At 28.5% G+C, this 16,323-nt stretch carries 14 protein-coding genes and 1 pseudogene; 10 read left to right on the top strand and 5 right to left on the bottom strand.

Annotated features, from left to right (window positions below):
- Positions 1 to 133: 133 nt before the first annotated feature.
- The gene (locus L8W69_RS05980; protein WP_263664904.1) at positions 134 to 691 is read right to left on the bottom strand and encodes a hypothetical protein; all 558 of its coding nucleotides are present in this window, start codon (positions 689 to 691) and stop codon (positions 134 to 136) included.
- Positions 692 to 1,063: 372 nt separating this feature from the next.
- On the opposite strand from L8W69_RS05980, the pseudogene L8W69_RS09385 reads away from it, so the two are divergent.
- A pseudogene (locus L8W69_RS09385) lies at positions 1,064 to 1,284 on the top strand (hypothetical protein); the annotation flags it as partial.
- A 16-nt stretch (positions 1,285 to 1,300) separates the two neighbouring features.
- On the opposite strand, the gene pbpC reads toward L8W69_RS09385, so the two are convergent.
- Positions 1,301 to 3,505, bottom strand: coding sequence for a penicillin-binding protein 1C (gene pbpC, locus L8W69_RS05970; protein ID WP_263666664.1), 2,205 nt, complete (start codon positions 3,503 to 3,505; stop codon positions 1,301 to 1,303).
- Positions 3,502 to 8,787: an Ig-like domain-containing alpha-2-macroglobulin family protein gene (locus tag L8W69_RS05965; RefSeq protein WP_263666662.1), complete on the bottom strand. Its 5,286-nt coding sequence runs from the start codon at positions 8,785 to 8,787 to the stop codon at positions 3,502 to 3,504. Before L8W69_RS05965 ends, pbpC begins: the two co-directional genes overlap by 4 nt.
- Positions 8,788 to 8,888: 101 nt before the next feature.
- Between L8W69_RS05965 and L8W69_RS05960 the strand changes: the two genes are divergently transcribed.
- The gene (locus L8W69_RS05960) at positions 8,889 to 9,251 is read left to right on the top strand and encodes a hypothetical protein (protein ID WP_263666661.1); all 363 of its coding nucleotides are present in this window, start codon (positions 8,889 to 8,891) and stop codon (positions 9,249 to 9,251) included.
- Between the two features lie 31 nt (positions 9,252 to 9,282).
- Complete coding sequence (locus tag L8W69_RS05955; protein ID WP_263659567.1) at positions 9,283 to 9,597, top strand: hypothetical protein; 315 nt, start codon at positions 9,283 to 9,285, stop codon at positions 9,595 to 9,597.
- Here L8W69_RS05955 and L8W69_RS05950 read toward each other — a convergent pair.
- Positions 9,594 to 11,465 (bottom strand): mechanosensitive ion channel family protein, encoded by a 1,872-nt coding sequence (locus L8W69_RS05950; RefSeq protein WP_133319016.1) that lies wholly within the window; start codon positions 11,463 to 11,465, stop codon positions 9,594 to 9,596. The two genes, L8W69_RS05955 and L8W69_RS05950, sit on opposite strands and share 4 nt — an antisense overlap.
- Positions 11,462 to 12,100: a carbonic anhydrase gene (locus L8W69_RS05945; protein ID WP_133319017.1), complete on the bottom strand. Its 639-nt coding sequence runs from the start codon at positions 12,098 to 12,100 to the stop codon at positions 11,462 to 11,464. Before L8W69_RS05945 ends, L8W69_RS05950 begins: the two co-directional genes overlap by 4 nt.
- Positions 12,101 to 12,260: 160 nt before the next feature.
- On the opposite strand from L8W69_RS05945, the gene L8W69_RS05940 reads away from it, so the two are divergent.
- The 7 genes from L8W69_RS05940 to L8W69_RS05910 all read left to right on the top strand — a co-directional run bounded on the left by L8W69_RS05940 (position 12,261) and on the right by L8W69_RS05910 (position 16,319).
- Positions 12,261 to 12,962 carry a Bax inhibitor-1/YccA family protein gene (locus tag L8W69_RS05940; protein ID WP_263666660.1) on the top strand — a complete coding sequence of 234 codons (702 nt, stop codon included), beginning with the start codon at positions 12,261 to 12,263 and terminating at the stop codon, positions 12,960 to 12,962.
- 102 nt (positions 12,963 to 13,064) lie between these two features.
- Complete coding sequence (gene secG, locus L8W69_RS05935) at positions 13,065 to 13,409, top strand: preprotein translocase subunit SecG (RefSeq protein ID WP_133319019.1); 345 nt, start codon at positions 13,065 to 13,067, stop codon at positions 13,407 to 13,409.
- Between the two features lie 14 nt (positions 13,410 to 13,423).
- Positions 13,424 to 13,981, top strand: coding sequence for a ribosome recycling factor (gene frr / locus L8W69_RS05930; protein ID WP_039668941.1), 558 nt, complete (start codon positions 13,424 to 13,426; stop codon positions 13,979 to 13,981).
- A 2-nt stretch (positions 13,982 to 13,983) separates the two neighbouring features.
- Positions 13,984 to 14,592: an orotate phosphoribosyltransferase gene (gene pyrE / locus L8W69_RS05925; RefSeq protein WP_133319020.1), complete on the top strand. Its 609-nt coding sequence runs from the start codon at positions 13,984 to 13,986 to the stop codon at positions 14,590 to 14,592.
- Complete coding sequence (locus L8W69_RS05920) at positions 14,592 to 15,008, top strand: RDD family protein (protein WP_263664901.1); 417 nt, start codon at positions 14,592 to 14,594, stop codon at positions 15,006 to 15,008. Before pyrE ends, L8W69_RS05920 begins: the two co-directional genes overlap by 1 nt.
- Positions 15,005 to 16,027, top strand: a complete 1,023-nt coding sequence (locus L8W69_RS05915) for a ribonucleotide-diphosphate reductase subunit beta (protein WP_133319022.1) — start codon at positions 15,005 to 15,007, stop codon at positions 16,025 to 16,027. The genes L8W69_RS05920 and L8W69_RS05915 overlap by 4 nt, the downstream gene beginning before the upstream one ends.
- Positions 16,028 to 16,151: 124 nt before the next feature.
- Positions 16,152 to 16,319 carry a dihydroneopterin aldolase gene (locus L8W69_RS05910; RefSeq protein ID WP_133319023.1) on the top strand — a complete coding sequence of 56 codons (168 nt, stop codon included), beginning with the start codon at positions 16,152 to 16,154 and terminating at the stop codon, positions 16,317 to 16,319.
- Positions 16,320 to 16,323 lie beyond the last annotated feature (4 nt).

Genomic DNA, 16,323 nt, shown 5'->3' with positions numbered 1-16,323 from the left:
CTTCTTGCTCCTTGATAAATAGATCTTGAAGAGTCATTTAAAAAATCAGCCGTAGGTTTAAGATCAAAAAGCATACCAACAACACCTATAGCCTTTCCTTTTTTATCTGCAATAGGTGCGGCTACATGAACACCTAGAAATTTATTTCCATGTATGTTATACCATCTTGGTTCTCCAAAATATAACTTACCCCCCCCATCAAATTTTTTATAGCATTAGTTTTAGCAATCTCTTCACTTGCTGCTAAAGTTTGCATACCGCCAGCATTGTTAATATCTACATCTCTCATTAACACCATAAATTCATTATTATTTGAAAAATATTTTACATCAACACCCAAATTTTTATATGCAGTTCCGTCTTTTAAATAATAATAACCATAAGCTATATCTCCATTTGCATCAATGGCTTCTCCGAGGATATTTTCTATCCTTTTTGGATTTATAGCACCTTCTGAAATAAGATTGTTTAAAGTTCTTTGTGTACCAATAGTACTGACGAATAAAGACCTAATACTCGCTTCAGCTTGATTTCCATAACGATGCACAGAAGCTGTGAGTGTATTTTCTATTTGTGTATTTAAAATAGCTGTGGATCTGTTTATAATCAAAAAAGATAAAATACTTAAGATTAAAACAACCGTTATAATAGCTATTGCAACTATTTTAGCACCAAGACTCCAATTACGCATTTTTTCTCATTTAGTTAATAAATTATAAATTTTTATAATTATAAAAACTTTTCATTAAATAAAAATTAAAATTTATTAAAATATTAAATATTTTATAAACAATAAAAATTATCAAGTTAAAGCTAAAGAATTGAGTAGTTTTTACAAAGAAAAGAAGTTGAAGATTTATTTAAATGGATGAATGAAAATACCAAATCACCTCGTTGGCTGAGCGTAAATGGAATAGATTATGATGAAGTTTATGATAAAATTTTTCATACAAGCAAAAGCATAGATGAGTTTAAAGAAAAATACCTTGAGCTTCAAAATACATACTTTGTTGATTTTAGCAAAAAGATTAATGAACCTCAGGAAACTTTAGAAAAAGACAAAGAAAAATCTTTCAAACCTATACAAGGTGAAAGTAAAAACAAAGAAACCTACAAAGATGATAATGCAAAAAATGAACTTATAAAAAACTTTTAAAAAATAAATTTAGCACAAGAGAAGAATTAGAAATTCTTTTTGGTATGAAATTTAATGACGATGTGGGAGAATTTAATCAATTTCTTTCTCAAAATATCACTCCAAAAATTATAGATATTAAAGTTTAAAAATATTTTTATAATATTAAAATATATTAAATTTTATAAAATCATTAGAACCATTTTCACTAATAACATTAATAACATATTTACCTTTTTTTAAATCTAAAGATAAACTTTCTTCTTTTCCTTCAAAAATCAATTCTTGATTTAAATACCAAAAAAGTTTTTCTTTTTTAGGGTTTATAAGTTTAATTAACAATTTTTGCTTACTTTTTAAATCTTTTGGCAAAATGATATTAAGATTATTTAGTGGATATATGATTTTTAAATTTTGATTAGAGCTTTGTAAATTTTGCTTTTCTTTTGCAAAAAATGCTTGTGCATTGGAAGGTAAATTTAATATAATCTTTTTCTTTGCATGGATGAAATTTTCATCTAAAGAATCAACTTCTTTATTTTTATACATAAAAACTTCTTTTAAAAATGGTGAAGTTCTTAAGACATTTGCACTTTGCGGGTAAAGCACTTCTTTAAAGTCAAATTTATAATCATATCTATATCCTGTTTGATTTTCAATTTTGATAGAAACTAAATCATTAGGTTTTTCAAATTCTAAATTAACTCTCTCAAGTAAGGCTAGAAGCTCAAAAAACAATTCCCCTGCTATGCTTACACCATATAAATTTGCATTTGCCTCGCCATTAAAATTTCCAACCCACACTCCTAAAGTGTATTTTGGAGAAGTTCCTAGAGCCCAGGCATCTTTTCTACCATAACTTGTGCCTGTTTTCCAAGAAATAATAGTATTAAAATCATATTGTCTTAAACCTACTCTATCTAAATCCTTTAAGGTTTGTAAGGTTAAAAAGCTTGCTCCATCACTAATAAGCTTTTTATTTTCTTTAGTAAATGCATTTTCTTCATATAAAAGCTCTTTAAAATTTCCATAATTTCCAAGTCCTAGATAGATTTTTACCATATCTTCTAAACTAAATTCTTTTGTGCCCAAAATCAAAGAAAGTCCGTATTTTTTAAAATTTTCATCTTCAAAATCCAAAATATCTTTGAGCTTATAAAAAAACTTCTCATACCCATATTCTGCAAGTAAGCTTACAAAAGGAACATTAAGTGATTTTTGCAAAGATTCTTTTGCGCTAATAAAACCATGGTATTTTTTATTTGCATTTTGTGGAGCAAAGTTAGAAAAAAATGTAGGCACATCAAGCATTAAAGATTCAGGCACTATAAGTCCCTCATCTATGGCAAAAGCAAAAAGCAAAGGTTTTAAGGTTGAACCCACACTACGCTTTGCTATCACCCCATCAACTTGACCAAAACTTGCAAAATCATAAAAATCATTAGAGCCTACATAAGCTAAAACTTTATTTGTTTTGGTATCTGCTAACAATATAGCTAGATTTTTTATGCCTTTTTGTTGTAGTTTATAAGAATATTCTTTAGCCTTTTCTTCAAATTTGATTTGAATTTTTTTATCTATACTAGAAACGATTTGTTCTTTATCCGCTAAAAGCCTACGCGCTAAATGTGGAGCTAAGTTTTTCCTTGTTTTAAAGCTAGGAAGTTTTTCAGCCTTTGCAAGAGTTAAAATATCTTTAGAAAAATATCCCTTTTCAAAAAGCCTATCAAGCAAAGCATTGCGTTTTTTTAAAAGTCTATCTTTGTTTTTTTCAAGATTAATTAAACCTGGATTATTAGGAAGCACAGCAAGCAAGGCTGCTTCACTCCAAGTAAGATCTTTTAAATCTTTTTCAAAATAAAATAAACCAGCACTTGCAACACCTACTAAATTTCCTCCATAAGGAGCATTATTTAAATAAAGTCTTAAAATTTCTTCCTTATCATAAGCGTTTTCTAAAGCAAAAGCTTTGATGATTTCATTAAATTTATTAAAATATGTGCGTTTGTTTTGCTCTAGAAGTTTGATTGTTTGCATAGAAATTGTACTTGCACCACTTCTTTTACTTGAAAAAAGATTATTTTTAAAAGCTCTTATAATCGCTAAAAAATCTACTCCATAATGAGAATAAAAATTTTTGTCTTCATATAAAAGAACTGCACTTTTTAATTTTTGCGGTATAAACTCACTCTCTAAATGCCATTGTTCGTTAGAATCTAAAAATACACTAAGAATTTCTTTATTTTTATCAAACAAAACTTTACTATAAGTGCATTTAAATAAATCCTTACTATCAAAGCTAAAATAAATTAAGCCTATGTAAAGACATAGACTTAAAAAGCATATTGCAAGGCTTATTTTGATTTTCACTGCACTACTTTGACTCTTTTACTCTCACTTAAAGCTCTATAAGCATTATCATACATTGCTTCAGCATAAGCTCCACTCAAAGTATAAACACCTGGAGTAACAGCACTTAATTTCACAAAAAATTCTCTTGACTCATCAGAGTATAAAGGAAAGAAATACATGATTTTATCATCTCTTATATCTACAAAATCATAATAAGAATTTTTCACAAAATCAGGAGTTTCATCATCTAAAAGATCATGCACTATCTCCCATCCACTTGGTAAAATTTGAGTTAAAGCTATATTAGAAGTGCCCGGATAATTTTTATTTGATATTTTTAATTTCACATAAAAAATTTGAGAGCTTTTTATAGCACTTTCATCTATTTCATTTCCATTTTCATCATAAAAACTTCTTTCTATATACATACGCTGCGCAAAAGGTTCGACAATACCTTTTTTAATTCCCTCTACTCCAAAATGCACATAAGTATCTTCTTTAGCTTCTATCAAAGCGCTGCCTTGATTAAACTCAAATTTAGAAAAACTTGTATTGAGCTTTTTACTCTCACCATTAATTTTTACACTTGCATTGATAGTTTTAGGATTTTCATTACTAAAGCTATTTGCCAAAGCATATAAAGCATAGCCTGTGCTTTGAGTGCTAAGCCAAGCTTGGCTTTCTAAAGTTTTTTTAATATCATCTAATAATTCATCATTATTTTTACCATAAATTATTTTATACGCATTTGCAATAATAGCTTCATCTCTTAGAAAAGATCCATAAGTATGAGTATAATTAGCTTTTTCATCGGGCTTTGTGCTTAAATTTTTAGCTATATTTAAAGCTACCTCATCAAAACCTGCTAATTTATAAGCTGCACTAAGTTGCCAAAGACTTACATTGTTTAAGCTTTGCAAATAAGTACTATCTTCATAAATAGCATTCATTATGCTTAAATTTGGCTCTTTGGCTAAAGCTAAAAGATATAAAGAATTTATTCTAATTTCTTTATTTGTTTGAGCTTTTAAAACATAGTGTTTTTGATAATCAAGCCATGCTTTAAACATTCCCTCGCTCACATAATAGCCTCTTTCTTTGGCTAAAATCATAAACATACCCGCATAATTACTTCCCCATGCATCAGAATCTTTAAGTCCTTGCCAATAAGCAAAGCCACCATTAGCGGTTTGAAAATTTACGTATTTACTTAACAATACATTGATATTGTTAATATTTTTTTGTTCATTTGCCCCTTGATCAAGTTTTTGCAAAAAGAGTTGCGGTAAAACTGCTGAAGTACTTTGCTCTATACATCCATAAGGATAATTTTGCAAGTATTTTAATCTATGATTTATATTTAAAATAGGCTTAGAACTCACACTTAAAAACGCCACTGGATTGATATAATCTTGTGTGATTTTAAACTCCATAGAAGTATTTGCAGGAATTTTAAAAGATTTTCCCTCATAAGTAATCGTATTTAGTGCTTTTATGTCAATTTGAGTATTTTGAGTATAGGTGTAATCTTTTGCATTTAAACTTAACTCTATTTCTTCCACCCCAAGCTTGCTTGAATTTACTCTTGTGTTAATATAAATATCTTTTGTTTTTTCATTACCAAAATCAATTAAAATTTCATCTTTTTCAAAATTTATGAGTGAATTTTTTGTTTTTAGTTTAAGTTTTGCATTTTTTACATCATCATCTACTTTAAATACCTGCACCAAAAGCTTAAACTCATCATCAAGCCTTAAAGCCCTTGGCAAAGTTTCAAGCATTACAGCAGGTGCGCTAACTTGGATATCTTTAGAAGCACTGCCAAAACCCGCTAAGTTGTTCGCCACTACCATAACTCTAACCGAACCTAGATACGAAGGCATATTAAATTTTAATTTTGCATAACCATTTTCATCACTTTGTACTGGCTCTTGAAACAACACAACAGGTTTAAATCGTCTTGCTTTTTCATCGTTTTTACTTTTATTTGCCCTACTTTCTAAGAAAACATCACCACCTGTAGTTAATACCTTGGAAGCATTAGAAATATTTTTAGCAATGATTTTATCATAGGTATCATATATGCTCATGTTAAAGCGAATTTTTTGATAAAAATATCCCCAAATATCTGGAGTTTTAAAAGCATTCACATCAAGCAAACCCTCATCTACAATAGCTATGGTATAAGTATAACTTTGCTTGTTTTTACTTTGAATTTCTACTTCAAAATCTTGTTTTGGCATGATTTTATCCGGTACTTTTAAATCAAGCTCGATTTTACTTTGTTCATCTACTACATTCAAAGGCACTACACCAAAAAGTCTTAAGGCTCTATCGTTAGTGTATTGATTATAATCTTGAAGCAAAATCACACTCACATACACATTTGGCTTATATTCTTTAAGAATAGGAATTTCAACCTTTGTAATATCTTCATGCGTATCTATCACAAAGCGTTTTAAAACCTTTACATTATCATTTAAAGTAACGATGGCTTTTGCACCCTTAACACTTTCAAATTCAATAAAAGCTGTTTCGTTTGGTTTGTATTCTTTTTTATCGCTTTTTATTTTTAAAGAACTCACTATATCAGCATTACTTGGCGCACCAAAACTACTAATATAAAAAAACTCTCCTGTGCTTGTTTTACTTTGTGTATCTTCAAGCTCTATAAACATTTCACCATGGTATTCTTTGGGATCAAATTCTATTTTAACCGGTTTATCCTTACTTAAAATAGTTCCTTGGGTAATGATTTGTGTGTTTTTATCTTTTTTGAGTGATTTTAAAAAATCATCATAATTATCATAATCCCACCACCAAGAATAATCATTTGCATAAATAGTATATTTAATCTCCCTATTTGCTATCAAATTCTCATCTAAATCACTCACAATAGCTTCAAAATTAATTGTAGAACCCGAGCTTAAATAGTGATTTTTTAAACGCTTAATACCCACAAAATACTCATGTAATATCACTTGTGAATTCACAAGCGCTTCAACCGATCTTGAACCTTTTTCAAAAACCCTAGCCCTTATGTTAGCTTCAAGATTATATGGAGTATTTTTAAAAAAATCTTTTAAAGCAAATTCTTGCTTTACAAAGCCACTTTCATCTAAAATGCCTTTTAAATTATCTTGATATTTTTGCACTAAAACACTAGGATTTGAAAAAATATATTCTGGATATTTTGAATTTTTATATTCTTTTTTACTTACAAATAAATCAGCTTGATATTGTAAATTACTTGCTGGTGTTCCAAAAAGATATTTTGAGCTAATATTAAAATCTAATTTTTCATTTTCTTTTATACTTTTTGGAGCTTGTATAGATACTTTTATACGATTTGGCACTATATTTTGCACTAAAATTTCTTTATCAAAAATAGCATTTGCAAATTCTACTCTAGCTAAATACACTCCACTTAAAGCTTGTTGATCAAGTGAAATCTTTTTATAAAAAGTTCCATTACTCAAAGGATCAAGTTTAATTTTATCTAAAAACTTTTTATTGCGTGGATCAAAAAAACTCAAAAATATAGGGTGATTAACAGCTCCTTTATCATTTCTTGCAACCATAGTTAAATGTATATCATCACCTGGTCTATAAACCCCTCTTTCTGTGTAAATAAACACTTTGTTTTGAGAATTTTGCTCTAAACCATCTACATCAAAACCATCATATAATAAAGGCGAACTTAAGCGTAAAATAGAAGCTTGCTTATCTTTTGAAGCAATGATAAATAAAGCTCTTGACTCATCAATATCATCAAAAACAGCCAAACCATTATCATCGCTTGTCTTAGAAGCTAAAATTTGATTGCTTTTGCTAATTATATCAACCCTAACCCCACCTAAAGCCTTTTGTGTGGTAAAATCTCTTACATCGACAAAAAGTTTTTTATTTAAATTTTGAGCAATTAAAGCTATATCTGAGAAAATCAAATTTTTACTAATCTTTGCTTTTTGATCGAAAAATCTTTGTTTTTTCCAACTCTCCATATCCTCATCGAAAACATAATCAACATCTTCTTCTTTAAAATAAAGCTTGACTATAAACACACCACTTAAATCTTTTAAACCATCTAAAACTATCTCATTTTCTTGCCATTGATTTTTAATATTTTTAATATCAAAGTCTTTTTTTAATACTACTTCACTAGTATAATCACTCTCTGAAAAAATATCGCTATCATAATCACTTAAATTTTTAGCACCTTGAAGATTTTTATATCTTAAATATTCACTTAAATTATTTGAAAATACCTGATGAACTTCTAAATGGATCTTTTTAATATTTAAACTTTTAAAAGCTATTTTTTTACTCGCTTTGCTAGATAAAAATACCCCTTGATTTGTAAAACTTATAGCAGGCTCATAGTCTTTTAAGCTCACTTGAGTTTTATAGCTTTCTTTTGTACTAATTCCATCAGCGCTTTTAATCCCTTGAGCAAGTTGAATTTCATAAGTTTTATTTGGAGTAAAATTTCCTGTGAGCTTGATTTTATTCCCAAATACCAATGCTTTAAAATCTACTTTGGGTGTAATAAAAATCAACTCTTTTAAATTTTGATCTTGCGAAATACTTTGAGAAAAAAGTAATTCTATGTTTTTATTGATTATATTTGCATTTTGAAATACAAATTCGTTCTTTGCAAGTAAAATATATTCTAAATCTATATTTTTCTCTAAACCTAAAATTTCTTTATCAAAAACTACTTTTATATTAGTGTTTGTATTTTTAATTTTTAATGGCTTAGAATACACACTTGCTATATCATCTTGGATGATAATTTTATCTATTTGAATTTCTTTTTCTTGTGCATTAATTTTTACAGCTTTTAACAACTCATCTTTATCAAAAGCATAAAAACTTTGAACATTTAAAATCAACACACTCTCATCATTTGATATATTTTGAAAATATCCTTTGACATCTAGTTTTTCAAAAGGAGTTTTTACTTTTAATTGTATTTTTTCATCAGCTACAATATCACTTAAGTCTATAAAAATATCATAATTTTGATTTGCTTTTAAAGAAGTGTATATGTTTAATCTTGTGGAAGTTTCAAGTTCATACTTTGCTTTTATTTTTTGATTATTAATAACAATTTCTCTTTCTTTTACAACACCTATGTTTTCTGTAATGATATTGGTATTAAATTCTATAAAAATACTATGCGTATTTTCATTAAAACCATAAGATCTTATAATAGAATTCTTATCTTCATTTTTAGAACATGCAAACAACAAGCTTGCAAGCAAAAAAATAAAAAAATAATGTAAAAATCCTTTCATGGGTATCCTCTTTTTGGTAAATTTTTCAAATTATATCTAAATTCACTCTTGCTTCACTCAAAAAATTATATAATTCTTACATAAAAATAAAGGAGAAAAAAATGAAAAAGAAAATCGCTGCATTATTGACAACCTTAAGTCTTTCAAGTCTTGCTTATGCAGATGGAATTTATGGTGTGATAGCAGATGTAAATGATGGTGCAAAGACTATTTTAATCGATACTACCTATGGAGAAAAAATGAATATAAAAATTCTACCAAATACAGAAATTGACATGGATGATTGTGGTATTTTTGGTATGGATAAATATGGCACTTTTAGAGATTTAAAAGTAGGAACTTTTATAGAAGCTGAAGTTTTTCATGGCTATACTCAAACAACACCAAACCCACAAACACCAAATCAAATTCAAAATATAACCGCTAAAGAAATTAAAATAGAATGCAAAAAAAGAGCTTATTAAGTAAAATAACTCCTAAAAAGGAGTTATTTTAATGCGTTTTTTTCTTATATTAATTTGCATTAGCACTTTTGTATTTGCTTATAAAATTCAAGGTATTTTAAAAAACACTACTACACATACAATAAGTATTCAAACAAGTTTTGATAATAACTTAATTATTACCATTTTACCCCAAACACATATAGATATTTATAACTGCGGAATTTTTGGTAGCAATAAAAAACAAGCCAATGTACAAGATCTAAAAAAAGGAAGTCTTGTTAAAGTTAAAGGCAGTAAAAATGGAAGCATTATCATTGCTGAAAAAATTATAGTAGAGTGTGATGATCAAAGAAGAGCTTATTAAGATAATAACTCTTCTTTATCGTCTTTATTGATTTTTTCTATATAAAGACTTTGTGAAGGAAATGCAAAACTTAGTTTATTTCTTTCGACAATCTTCATTAATTCAAGTAAAATACTTTGTCGTGCTTCTCTAAAACCTGCAGCATCAACTGCTTTAGTATAAAAATATACTTCTATATCAATAGAACTTGCGCTAAAGCCACTCACAGCCACATAAGTATTATTTTTATATCCTTCTAAATCATTCACTGAAACTAAATTTTGTCTATATCTAGCGCGGGTTCCACCATGATTTAGCGCACTATCATCAACTTGAGCTATCAAAGGACTAGTAGCTAATAAATATCTTATATCTTCTACACATTGCTCAAGTTGTTCAGGTCTTGCATCGTAAGTTACACCTATAAATAATTTTACATGGCGTCCTATTTTTCTTTTACTCCAATTTTTTATATTAGTTCCCATAATAGTTGAATTTGGTAAAAACACCAAAGAATTATCAAAAGTTCTAATAGTAGTTTTTCTAAGCCCAATTTCTACTATAGTTCCTTCTATACCTGAAATTTCAACCCAATCGCCTTGATTAAAGCTGTTATCAAAAAGCAAAAGCACAGAAGCAAAGAAATTTGCAATAATATCCTTAGCTGCCAATGCCACAGCCAAACCACCAATACCTAAAGATGCAATCAATGCTGAAATATTAAATCCTAAATGTGATAAAACAAATAAAACAGCTATTACTATAATAATAAAATATAAAATTTTAATAATTAAATTAACCACTTCGCGTTTGCCACTTTTTTCAGCAAGCTTTGCCACAATTACCATACCATAACTATCAAAAATATTTATCACAAGCCAAGCAGTTAAAATAACATAAACAATTGATAAAATATTACTAATTCTTATATCTACAGGCGCAGGATAGTAAAAAATAGTAAAACAAATTCCAATAGCATAAGCAAACAAAAACCAACCCACTGGTCCTTGGAGCTTTTCTAAAAAATGAGTTTTTATTTCTACATTTTCTGAATTTTTTCCAAATAAATGTATCAATACAAAATACAAAATTTTTGCAAGATAAAATTTCAAAGAATAAAACAAAACAATGACAATAATAGAAATAACTATTTTTCCAACATTTACACTACTAATAGAGGTTTGTTTATTAATATAATTAATGGCATTTTGCAAGCCCAAGCCCGTAAATAAAAAATTAGTTTCAAGCAAATTTGCATTATTTCTTAGATATACCAAAATTTCATTATATGACTTGATGGTATTTCTTAAATTATTTTCACTAAGCTCTAAGGTTCTAAGTTGAGTAATATCATTAATTTTCTCTTTATCTAAAGCAAAATTAAAAACTATATCTTCTTTTAATGAGTCAATGCTTTCATCAATAATTTTTTTTATTTTTTGACTTTGAGCACCTTCTATAAAAACTTTTTCTAATTCAAATATACAAAGATAAAAATGTTCTGCAGAGGTTAAATTTAAAAGTTTGATTTTATTATCCACATAATCATAATATCTTTTTTTAGCTTGGGCATTTTCAACACTTTTTTGTAAAGCATTCTTAGTTTTTAAAAAATCTTTTGCTTCTTTATCATCAATCTTTTGAGATACCATTTTTAAAGGTAAAGTAGTCAAAAGAGCTGTTTTTTGTTTTTCTATTTCTTTGATATTATCTTGAAATTCGGTGCTATTTGTATCACCAGTTTTAAAACTTTCCAAAAGTAAATTAAGCTCTATATAATCTTGTACCAAAGCAAAAATACTATTCTTATCCTCTAAAGCATTTTTTTCCTGTGCATTCAAAGTGCTGATAAATAAAAATAATAAAATAATATTAACAATCTTTTTCATACTTTTTTCACCCTCTCTTGTATTAAAACAAAATTTTCAAAATTAAAATCATACTCATAAATTTCACCCGTTTCTATGATGTAATACCAAGCATGAAGTTCTATTTCTTTTTTATTTAAAGCTTCTTCTATACCTGGATAGGTTAATAAATTTTGCAAAGAATTAACCAAGTTCATTTTTTCAGTCATCCAAGATCGCATGGCTAAATCACTGCCTGCAACTTTTAAAACCTTATTTTTAATAGGCTCGAGCAAGGTAAGCCATTTTCTCACATTCGGCATACTCTTTAGCTCATTTTCATTTGCATATAAAGCCGCACAGCCACCACAATTACTATGTCCACAAACTATGATATTTTTTATATGTAAAGAACTAAAAGCATACTCAATAGCTGAAGTAGTTGCCAAAAAATCATCTCCTACTCTATAAGGTGGAACTATATTGCCTATATTTCTTACAACAAAAAGCTCTCCTGGGCCTGTATTAGTAATTAAATTTGGTATAACTCTTGAATCAGCACATCCTATAAAAAGCGTGTGGGGATTTTGTTTATTTTTTAAACTTTCAAAAAGTTCTGCATGCTCTTTAAAATCTTCTTGCATAAATTTTAAAGCACCCTCGATCAAGTCTTTCAAAAAAAGTCCTTTTTTGCATTTTAATAAAGCATTATACTAAATTATTTTTACTTAAAATAAATCTATAAATTTATTTTTTGTTATATTTTTATACAATTTTAATCTTTTATTTATCTTTTTTTTGTAAATTTTAATTTTTAAAAATTATTGGAGGATTTTAATGAGTCTTTATGATAGAGATTATTCTAACTCTAAAACTCAAGAATTTGAAGGTTATGCTAGAAGTAATTTGAGCATTTTTATAAAACAAACTTATCAGCTTTTTGCTGCTTCATTATTAGCTGCAACAGCAGGTGCTTACATAGGAATTTTTGCCTTAGCACATTTATTTGCACAATCTCAAGCAACTTTTTGGATTTTATTTATCGTAGAAATTGGCTTGTTATTTGCATTACAATGGAAAAAAAGAGAAGCTCCGCTTAATTTAGTTTTACTTTTTGCCTTTACTTTTGTTTCAGGACTTACTTTAACACCACTTTTATATTCTGTTTTAGCACTTCCTGCAGGAGCTAGCATTATCGCTCAAGCTTTTGCTTTAACAACAGTGGCTTTTGGTGCTTTAAGCGTTTTTGCTATGAATACAAAAAGAGATTTTACTATGATGGGAAAAATGCTTTTTATAGCTTTAATTGTTATCGTAGTAGCTTCTTTAATTAATATCTTTTTTCAAAGTTCACTTTTAAGCTTAGCAATTTCTGGTATTGGTGCAATTTTATTTTCTTTTTACATTCTTTATGATACTCAAAACATCATTAGAGGAAATTATGAAACACCAATCGAAGGTGCAGTTGCGCTTTATCTTGATTTTATCAATCTTTTCATCTCTCTTCTTAATATTTTAAGAAGCTTTAATAGCAGATAAAAATTTGCGAGAAAAATTCTCGCAAATTTTCTTTACCTCTTTCAAGTTTTTATCAAACTTTTTAAGTTAAAATACTCATTTTATTTTCAATAAGGAAAATTCATGACTACTCTTTTAATTATTTTGCAATTTGCAATTGTTGTGATTATTTGTATTGCTGTTTTATTACAAAAAAGCTCAAGCATAGGACTTGGAGCATATAGCGGAAGTAATGAAAGCTTGTTTGGAGCAAAGGGTCCTGCAGGGTTTTTAGCTAAATTTACTTTTGTGATGGGTGTTTTACTTATCGCTAATACAATTGCTCTAAGTTATATGTATAATAATGCTAATTCTAACTCACTTGCTGAAAAAGCAGAACAAATTTTACCAAAGGCACCTGAAACAAATACAACTAGCATTCCAGTTGCACCAAGTGCTCCAATTAGCGAAAGTAATACTAGCAAATAAAAAAAGGAAATACCATGCTAAATGAAATTTATACCAAGCAAAAACAACAATCAGACAAAAGCTTAGAGGCCTTAAAAAAAGATTTTACTACCATAAGAACTGGCAAAGTAAATATAAATATACTTGATCATATTCATGTAGATTATTATGGTAGTGCAACTCCATTAAATCAAGTAGCAACAGTTTTAGCAACCGATGCTTCAACTATTAGCATTACTCCTTGGGAAAAATCAATGCTAAAAGCCATAGAAAGTGCTATAGCTGCGGCAAACATTGGAGTAAATCCAAATAATGATGGCGAAAGTGTTAAATTATTTTTTCCTCCTATGACAAGAGAACAAAGAGAAGAAAATGCTAAAAATGCTAAAGCTATGGGTGAAAAGGCTAAAGTTGCTATTAGAAATATTAGAAAAGATGCAAATGATGCGGTAAAAAAACTAGAAAAAGATAAAGCAATCTCAGAAGATGAAGCTAAAAAAGCTTATGATGAAGTACAAAAACAAACCGATAATTATACAGCAAAAGTAGATGAGTTAGTTAAAAACAAAGAAGCGGAACTTTTAAAGGTTTAAAAATGAACTTAGAACAAATTTATAAAGATTGTGGAGCATACCTACAAGGACATTTTTTACTTAGCTCAGGGAAACACTCTGAGTTTTACCTTCAAAGTGCTAAAGTTTTAGAAAATCCAAAACTAGCAGGTGAGCTTTGTGATGAGCTTGCGAAAGTTATTGCCAGTTTTAATATTGAATTTGATAGTATTTGCTCGCCTGCCTTGGGTGGAATTTTAGCAGGTTATGAACTTGCTAGAGCTTGCAACAAACGCTTTATTTTCACTGAACGCGTAGAAGGAGTGATGAGTCTTAGACGCGGTTTTGAAGTAAAAAAAGGTGAAAAATTTATCGTTTGTGAAGATATTATTACAACAGGTGGCTCAGCACTTGAGAGTGCAAAAATCATCGAGAATTTAGGTGGAGAGGTAGTAGGTTTTGCAGCTTTAGCAAATCGTGGTTTTTGTGCTGTAAAAAATTTAAACAATCCAAGAAAAGAAAATGCAAAATTACCACAAAATTTACCACTTTTTGCACTAGGAAATTTTGAATTTGATATTTATGATGCAAATACTTGCCCACTTTGTGAAAAAGGCACTAAAGCTATCAAACCTGGTAGTCGTGGTAACTAATGAAAACTAAAGCAAAAATAGCCACTCGCTTTTTAAGATTTAAAGCCTTTTTGATTGATCTATTTTTGCTTTATGTGCCCATTTTGTATTTGTTTTATTTTACTCTTGGCTCTAAAGAAGCTTTTTTAAGCAATCAACTTATAATTTTTTTGTGCCCATTGCTTTTTGGATTTTTACAAGCATTATTTTTAGTAAAAAAAGCTCAAAGTCCTGGACTTAAAGCTTATGATTTATACTTGATTGATATTAAAAATGGACACAAACTTAATTTTTTTAGAATAATCCTACGCTATGTAATTTTCATTATAAGCTTTGGCTTGTTGATTGGCTTTTTGGTAAGCTTTTTAAGAAAGGATACCTTAGCCTTGCATGATATTTTAAGCCAAAGCGCTATTGTAACAAAGGTGGAAAAATGAATAGAAAAAGAATTTATAATCCAAAATCAAATGAAACTTTAAATGATAGAAAAGTATTTAACGGCAACCCACATGGTATTTTAAATTTTACTAAAGCAAAATACACATGGGCTTTAAAACTTTGGGATTTAATGGAAGCAAATACTTGGTTTCCAAAAGAAGTAGATACAACAAAAGATGCACTAGATTATCGTTGCAATCTAACCGTAGCAGAAAAAAGAATGTATGATCTAGTTTGGTCTCAACTTATCTCAATGGATAGTTTTCAAACAAACAATCTTGCTGATAATATCAACCCTTATATCACAGCACCTGAAATCAATGCGGTTTTAGCAAGACAAGCTTATGAAGAAGCAAATCACTCAAAATCTTATGCAGTGATGGTTGAAGCAATCTGTGAAAATACAGACTTAATTTATGAAATGGAAAAACATGATGAGACTTTAAGAGAAAAAAATGATTTCATTTCAAGTATTTATGAAGAATTAGCTGGCGAAGTAGATGATAATAAACTTTTACTTGCAATGGTAGCAAATCAAATTCTAGAAGGAGTGTATTTTTATAGTGGTTTTACTGCTATTTATGCTTTAGCGCGTGCAGGAAAAATGCTAGGTTCAGCACAAATGATACGCTTTATACAAAGAGATGAAATTACTCATTTATTATTATTTCAAAATATGATTAATTCTGTGCGTAAAGAAAGACCTGATTTGTTTAATGATATCAATATAAACAAAATTTATGATATGTTTAAAAAAGCAGGTGAACTTGAGATCAAATGGGGTAAATACATCACTCAAAATCAAATCATGGGTTTTACAGACGATATTATAGAAGAGTACATTCACTATCTTGTTGATCAAAGACTAATAGCTATTAATCTTGATAAAATTTATAATGCAAAACATCCTATTAAATGGGTGGATGATTTTTCTAAATTTAATGATCAAAAAAGCAATTTCTTTGAAAGCAAGGTTACAAACTATTCTAAAGGGAGTTTGAGTTTTGATGACTTTTAAGTCACAAAACTACCCATATTTTACATTTTTTTAAACTAAAATTCTCTTTTTATTTAATATTTTATTTTTATTTATTTCATTATTGTAAAATCCGCCATTTTATTTTATTAGTAAAGGGGTAATTATGGAGTTTTTAGAACTTTTGCTAGTCTTTATTGCCATAGTTCTCATGATAATTAAGCCTGAAAAAGAAAAACTAGCTTTTTCTATACTTGTAATTTCATGGGCTATTATGGTATTTGACTATTTAGGTCGCAAATCAGGCGCAATCTTAGGCCTAATGAATCTATAAGGTG

The sequence above is a fragment of the Campylobacter sp. CNRCH_2016_3089 genome (genome assembly GCF_025772505.1).
Classification (GTDB): Bacteria; Campylobacterota; Campylobacteria; order Campylobacterales; family Campylobacteraceae; genus Campylobacter_D; species Campylobacter_D lari_D.
Note: the sequence above shows the minus strand (reverse complement) of the source record. Positions and strands in the feature narration are given on the sequence as shown.

What these genes read in the sequence shown, in the direction of transcription:
- frr (WP_039668941.1), top strand. Translation starts at nt 13,424, where the DNA reads ATGCTAAATGAAATTTATACCAAGCAAAAACAACAATCAGACAAAAGC.
- L8W69_RS05910 (WP_133319023.1), top strand. Translation starts at nt 16,152, where the DNA reads ATGGAGTTTTTAGAACTTTTGCTAGTCTTTATTGCCATAGTTCTCATG.
- secG (WP_133319019.1), top strand. Translation starts at nt 13,065, where the DNA reads ATGACTACTCTTTTAATTATTTTGCAATTTGCAATTGTTGTGATTATT.
- L8W69_RS05950 (WP_133319016.1), bottom strand. Translation starts at nt 11,465, where the DNA reads ATGAAAAAGATTGTTAATATTATTTTATTATTTTTATTTATCAGCACT.
- L8W69_RS05955 (WP_263659567.1), top strand. Translation starts at nt 9,283, where the DNA reads ATGCGTTTTTTTCTTATATTAATTTGCATTAGCACTTTTGTATTTGCT.
- L8W69_RS05980 (WP_263664904.1), bottom strand. Translation starts at nt 691, where the DNA reads ATGCGTAATTGGAGTCTTGGTGCTAAAATAGTTGCAATAGCTATTATA.
- L8W69_RS05965 (WP_263666662.1), bottom strand. Translation starts at nt 8,787, where the DNA reads ATGAAAGGATTTTTACATTATTTTTTTATTTTTTTGCTTGCAAGCTTG.
- pyrE (WP_133319020.1), top strand. Translation starts at nt 13,984, where the DNA reads ATGAACTTAGAACAAATTTATAAAGATTGTGGAGCATACCTACAAGGA.
- L8W69_RS05960 (WP_263666661.1), top strand. Translation starts at nt 8,889, where the DNA reads ATGAAAAAGAAAATCGCTGCATTATTGACAACCTTAAGTCTTTCAAGT.
- L8W69_RS05940 (WP_263666660.1), top strand. Translation starts at nt 12,261, where the DNA reads ATGAGTCTTTATGATAGAGATTATTCTAACTCTAAAACTCAAGAATTT.
- L8W69_RS05915 (WP_133319022.1), top strand. Translation starts at nt 15,005, where the DNA reads ATGAATAGAAAAAGAATTTATAATCCAAAATCAAATGAAACTTTAAAT.
- L8W69_RS05920 (WP_263664901.1), top strand. Translation starts at nt 14,592, where the DNA reads ATGAAAACTAAAGCAAAAATAGCCACTCGCTTTTTAAGATTTAAAGCC.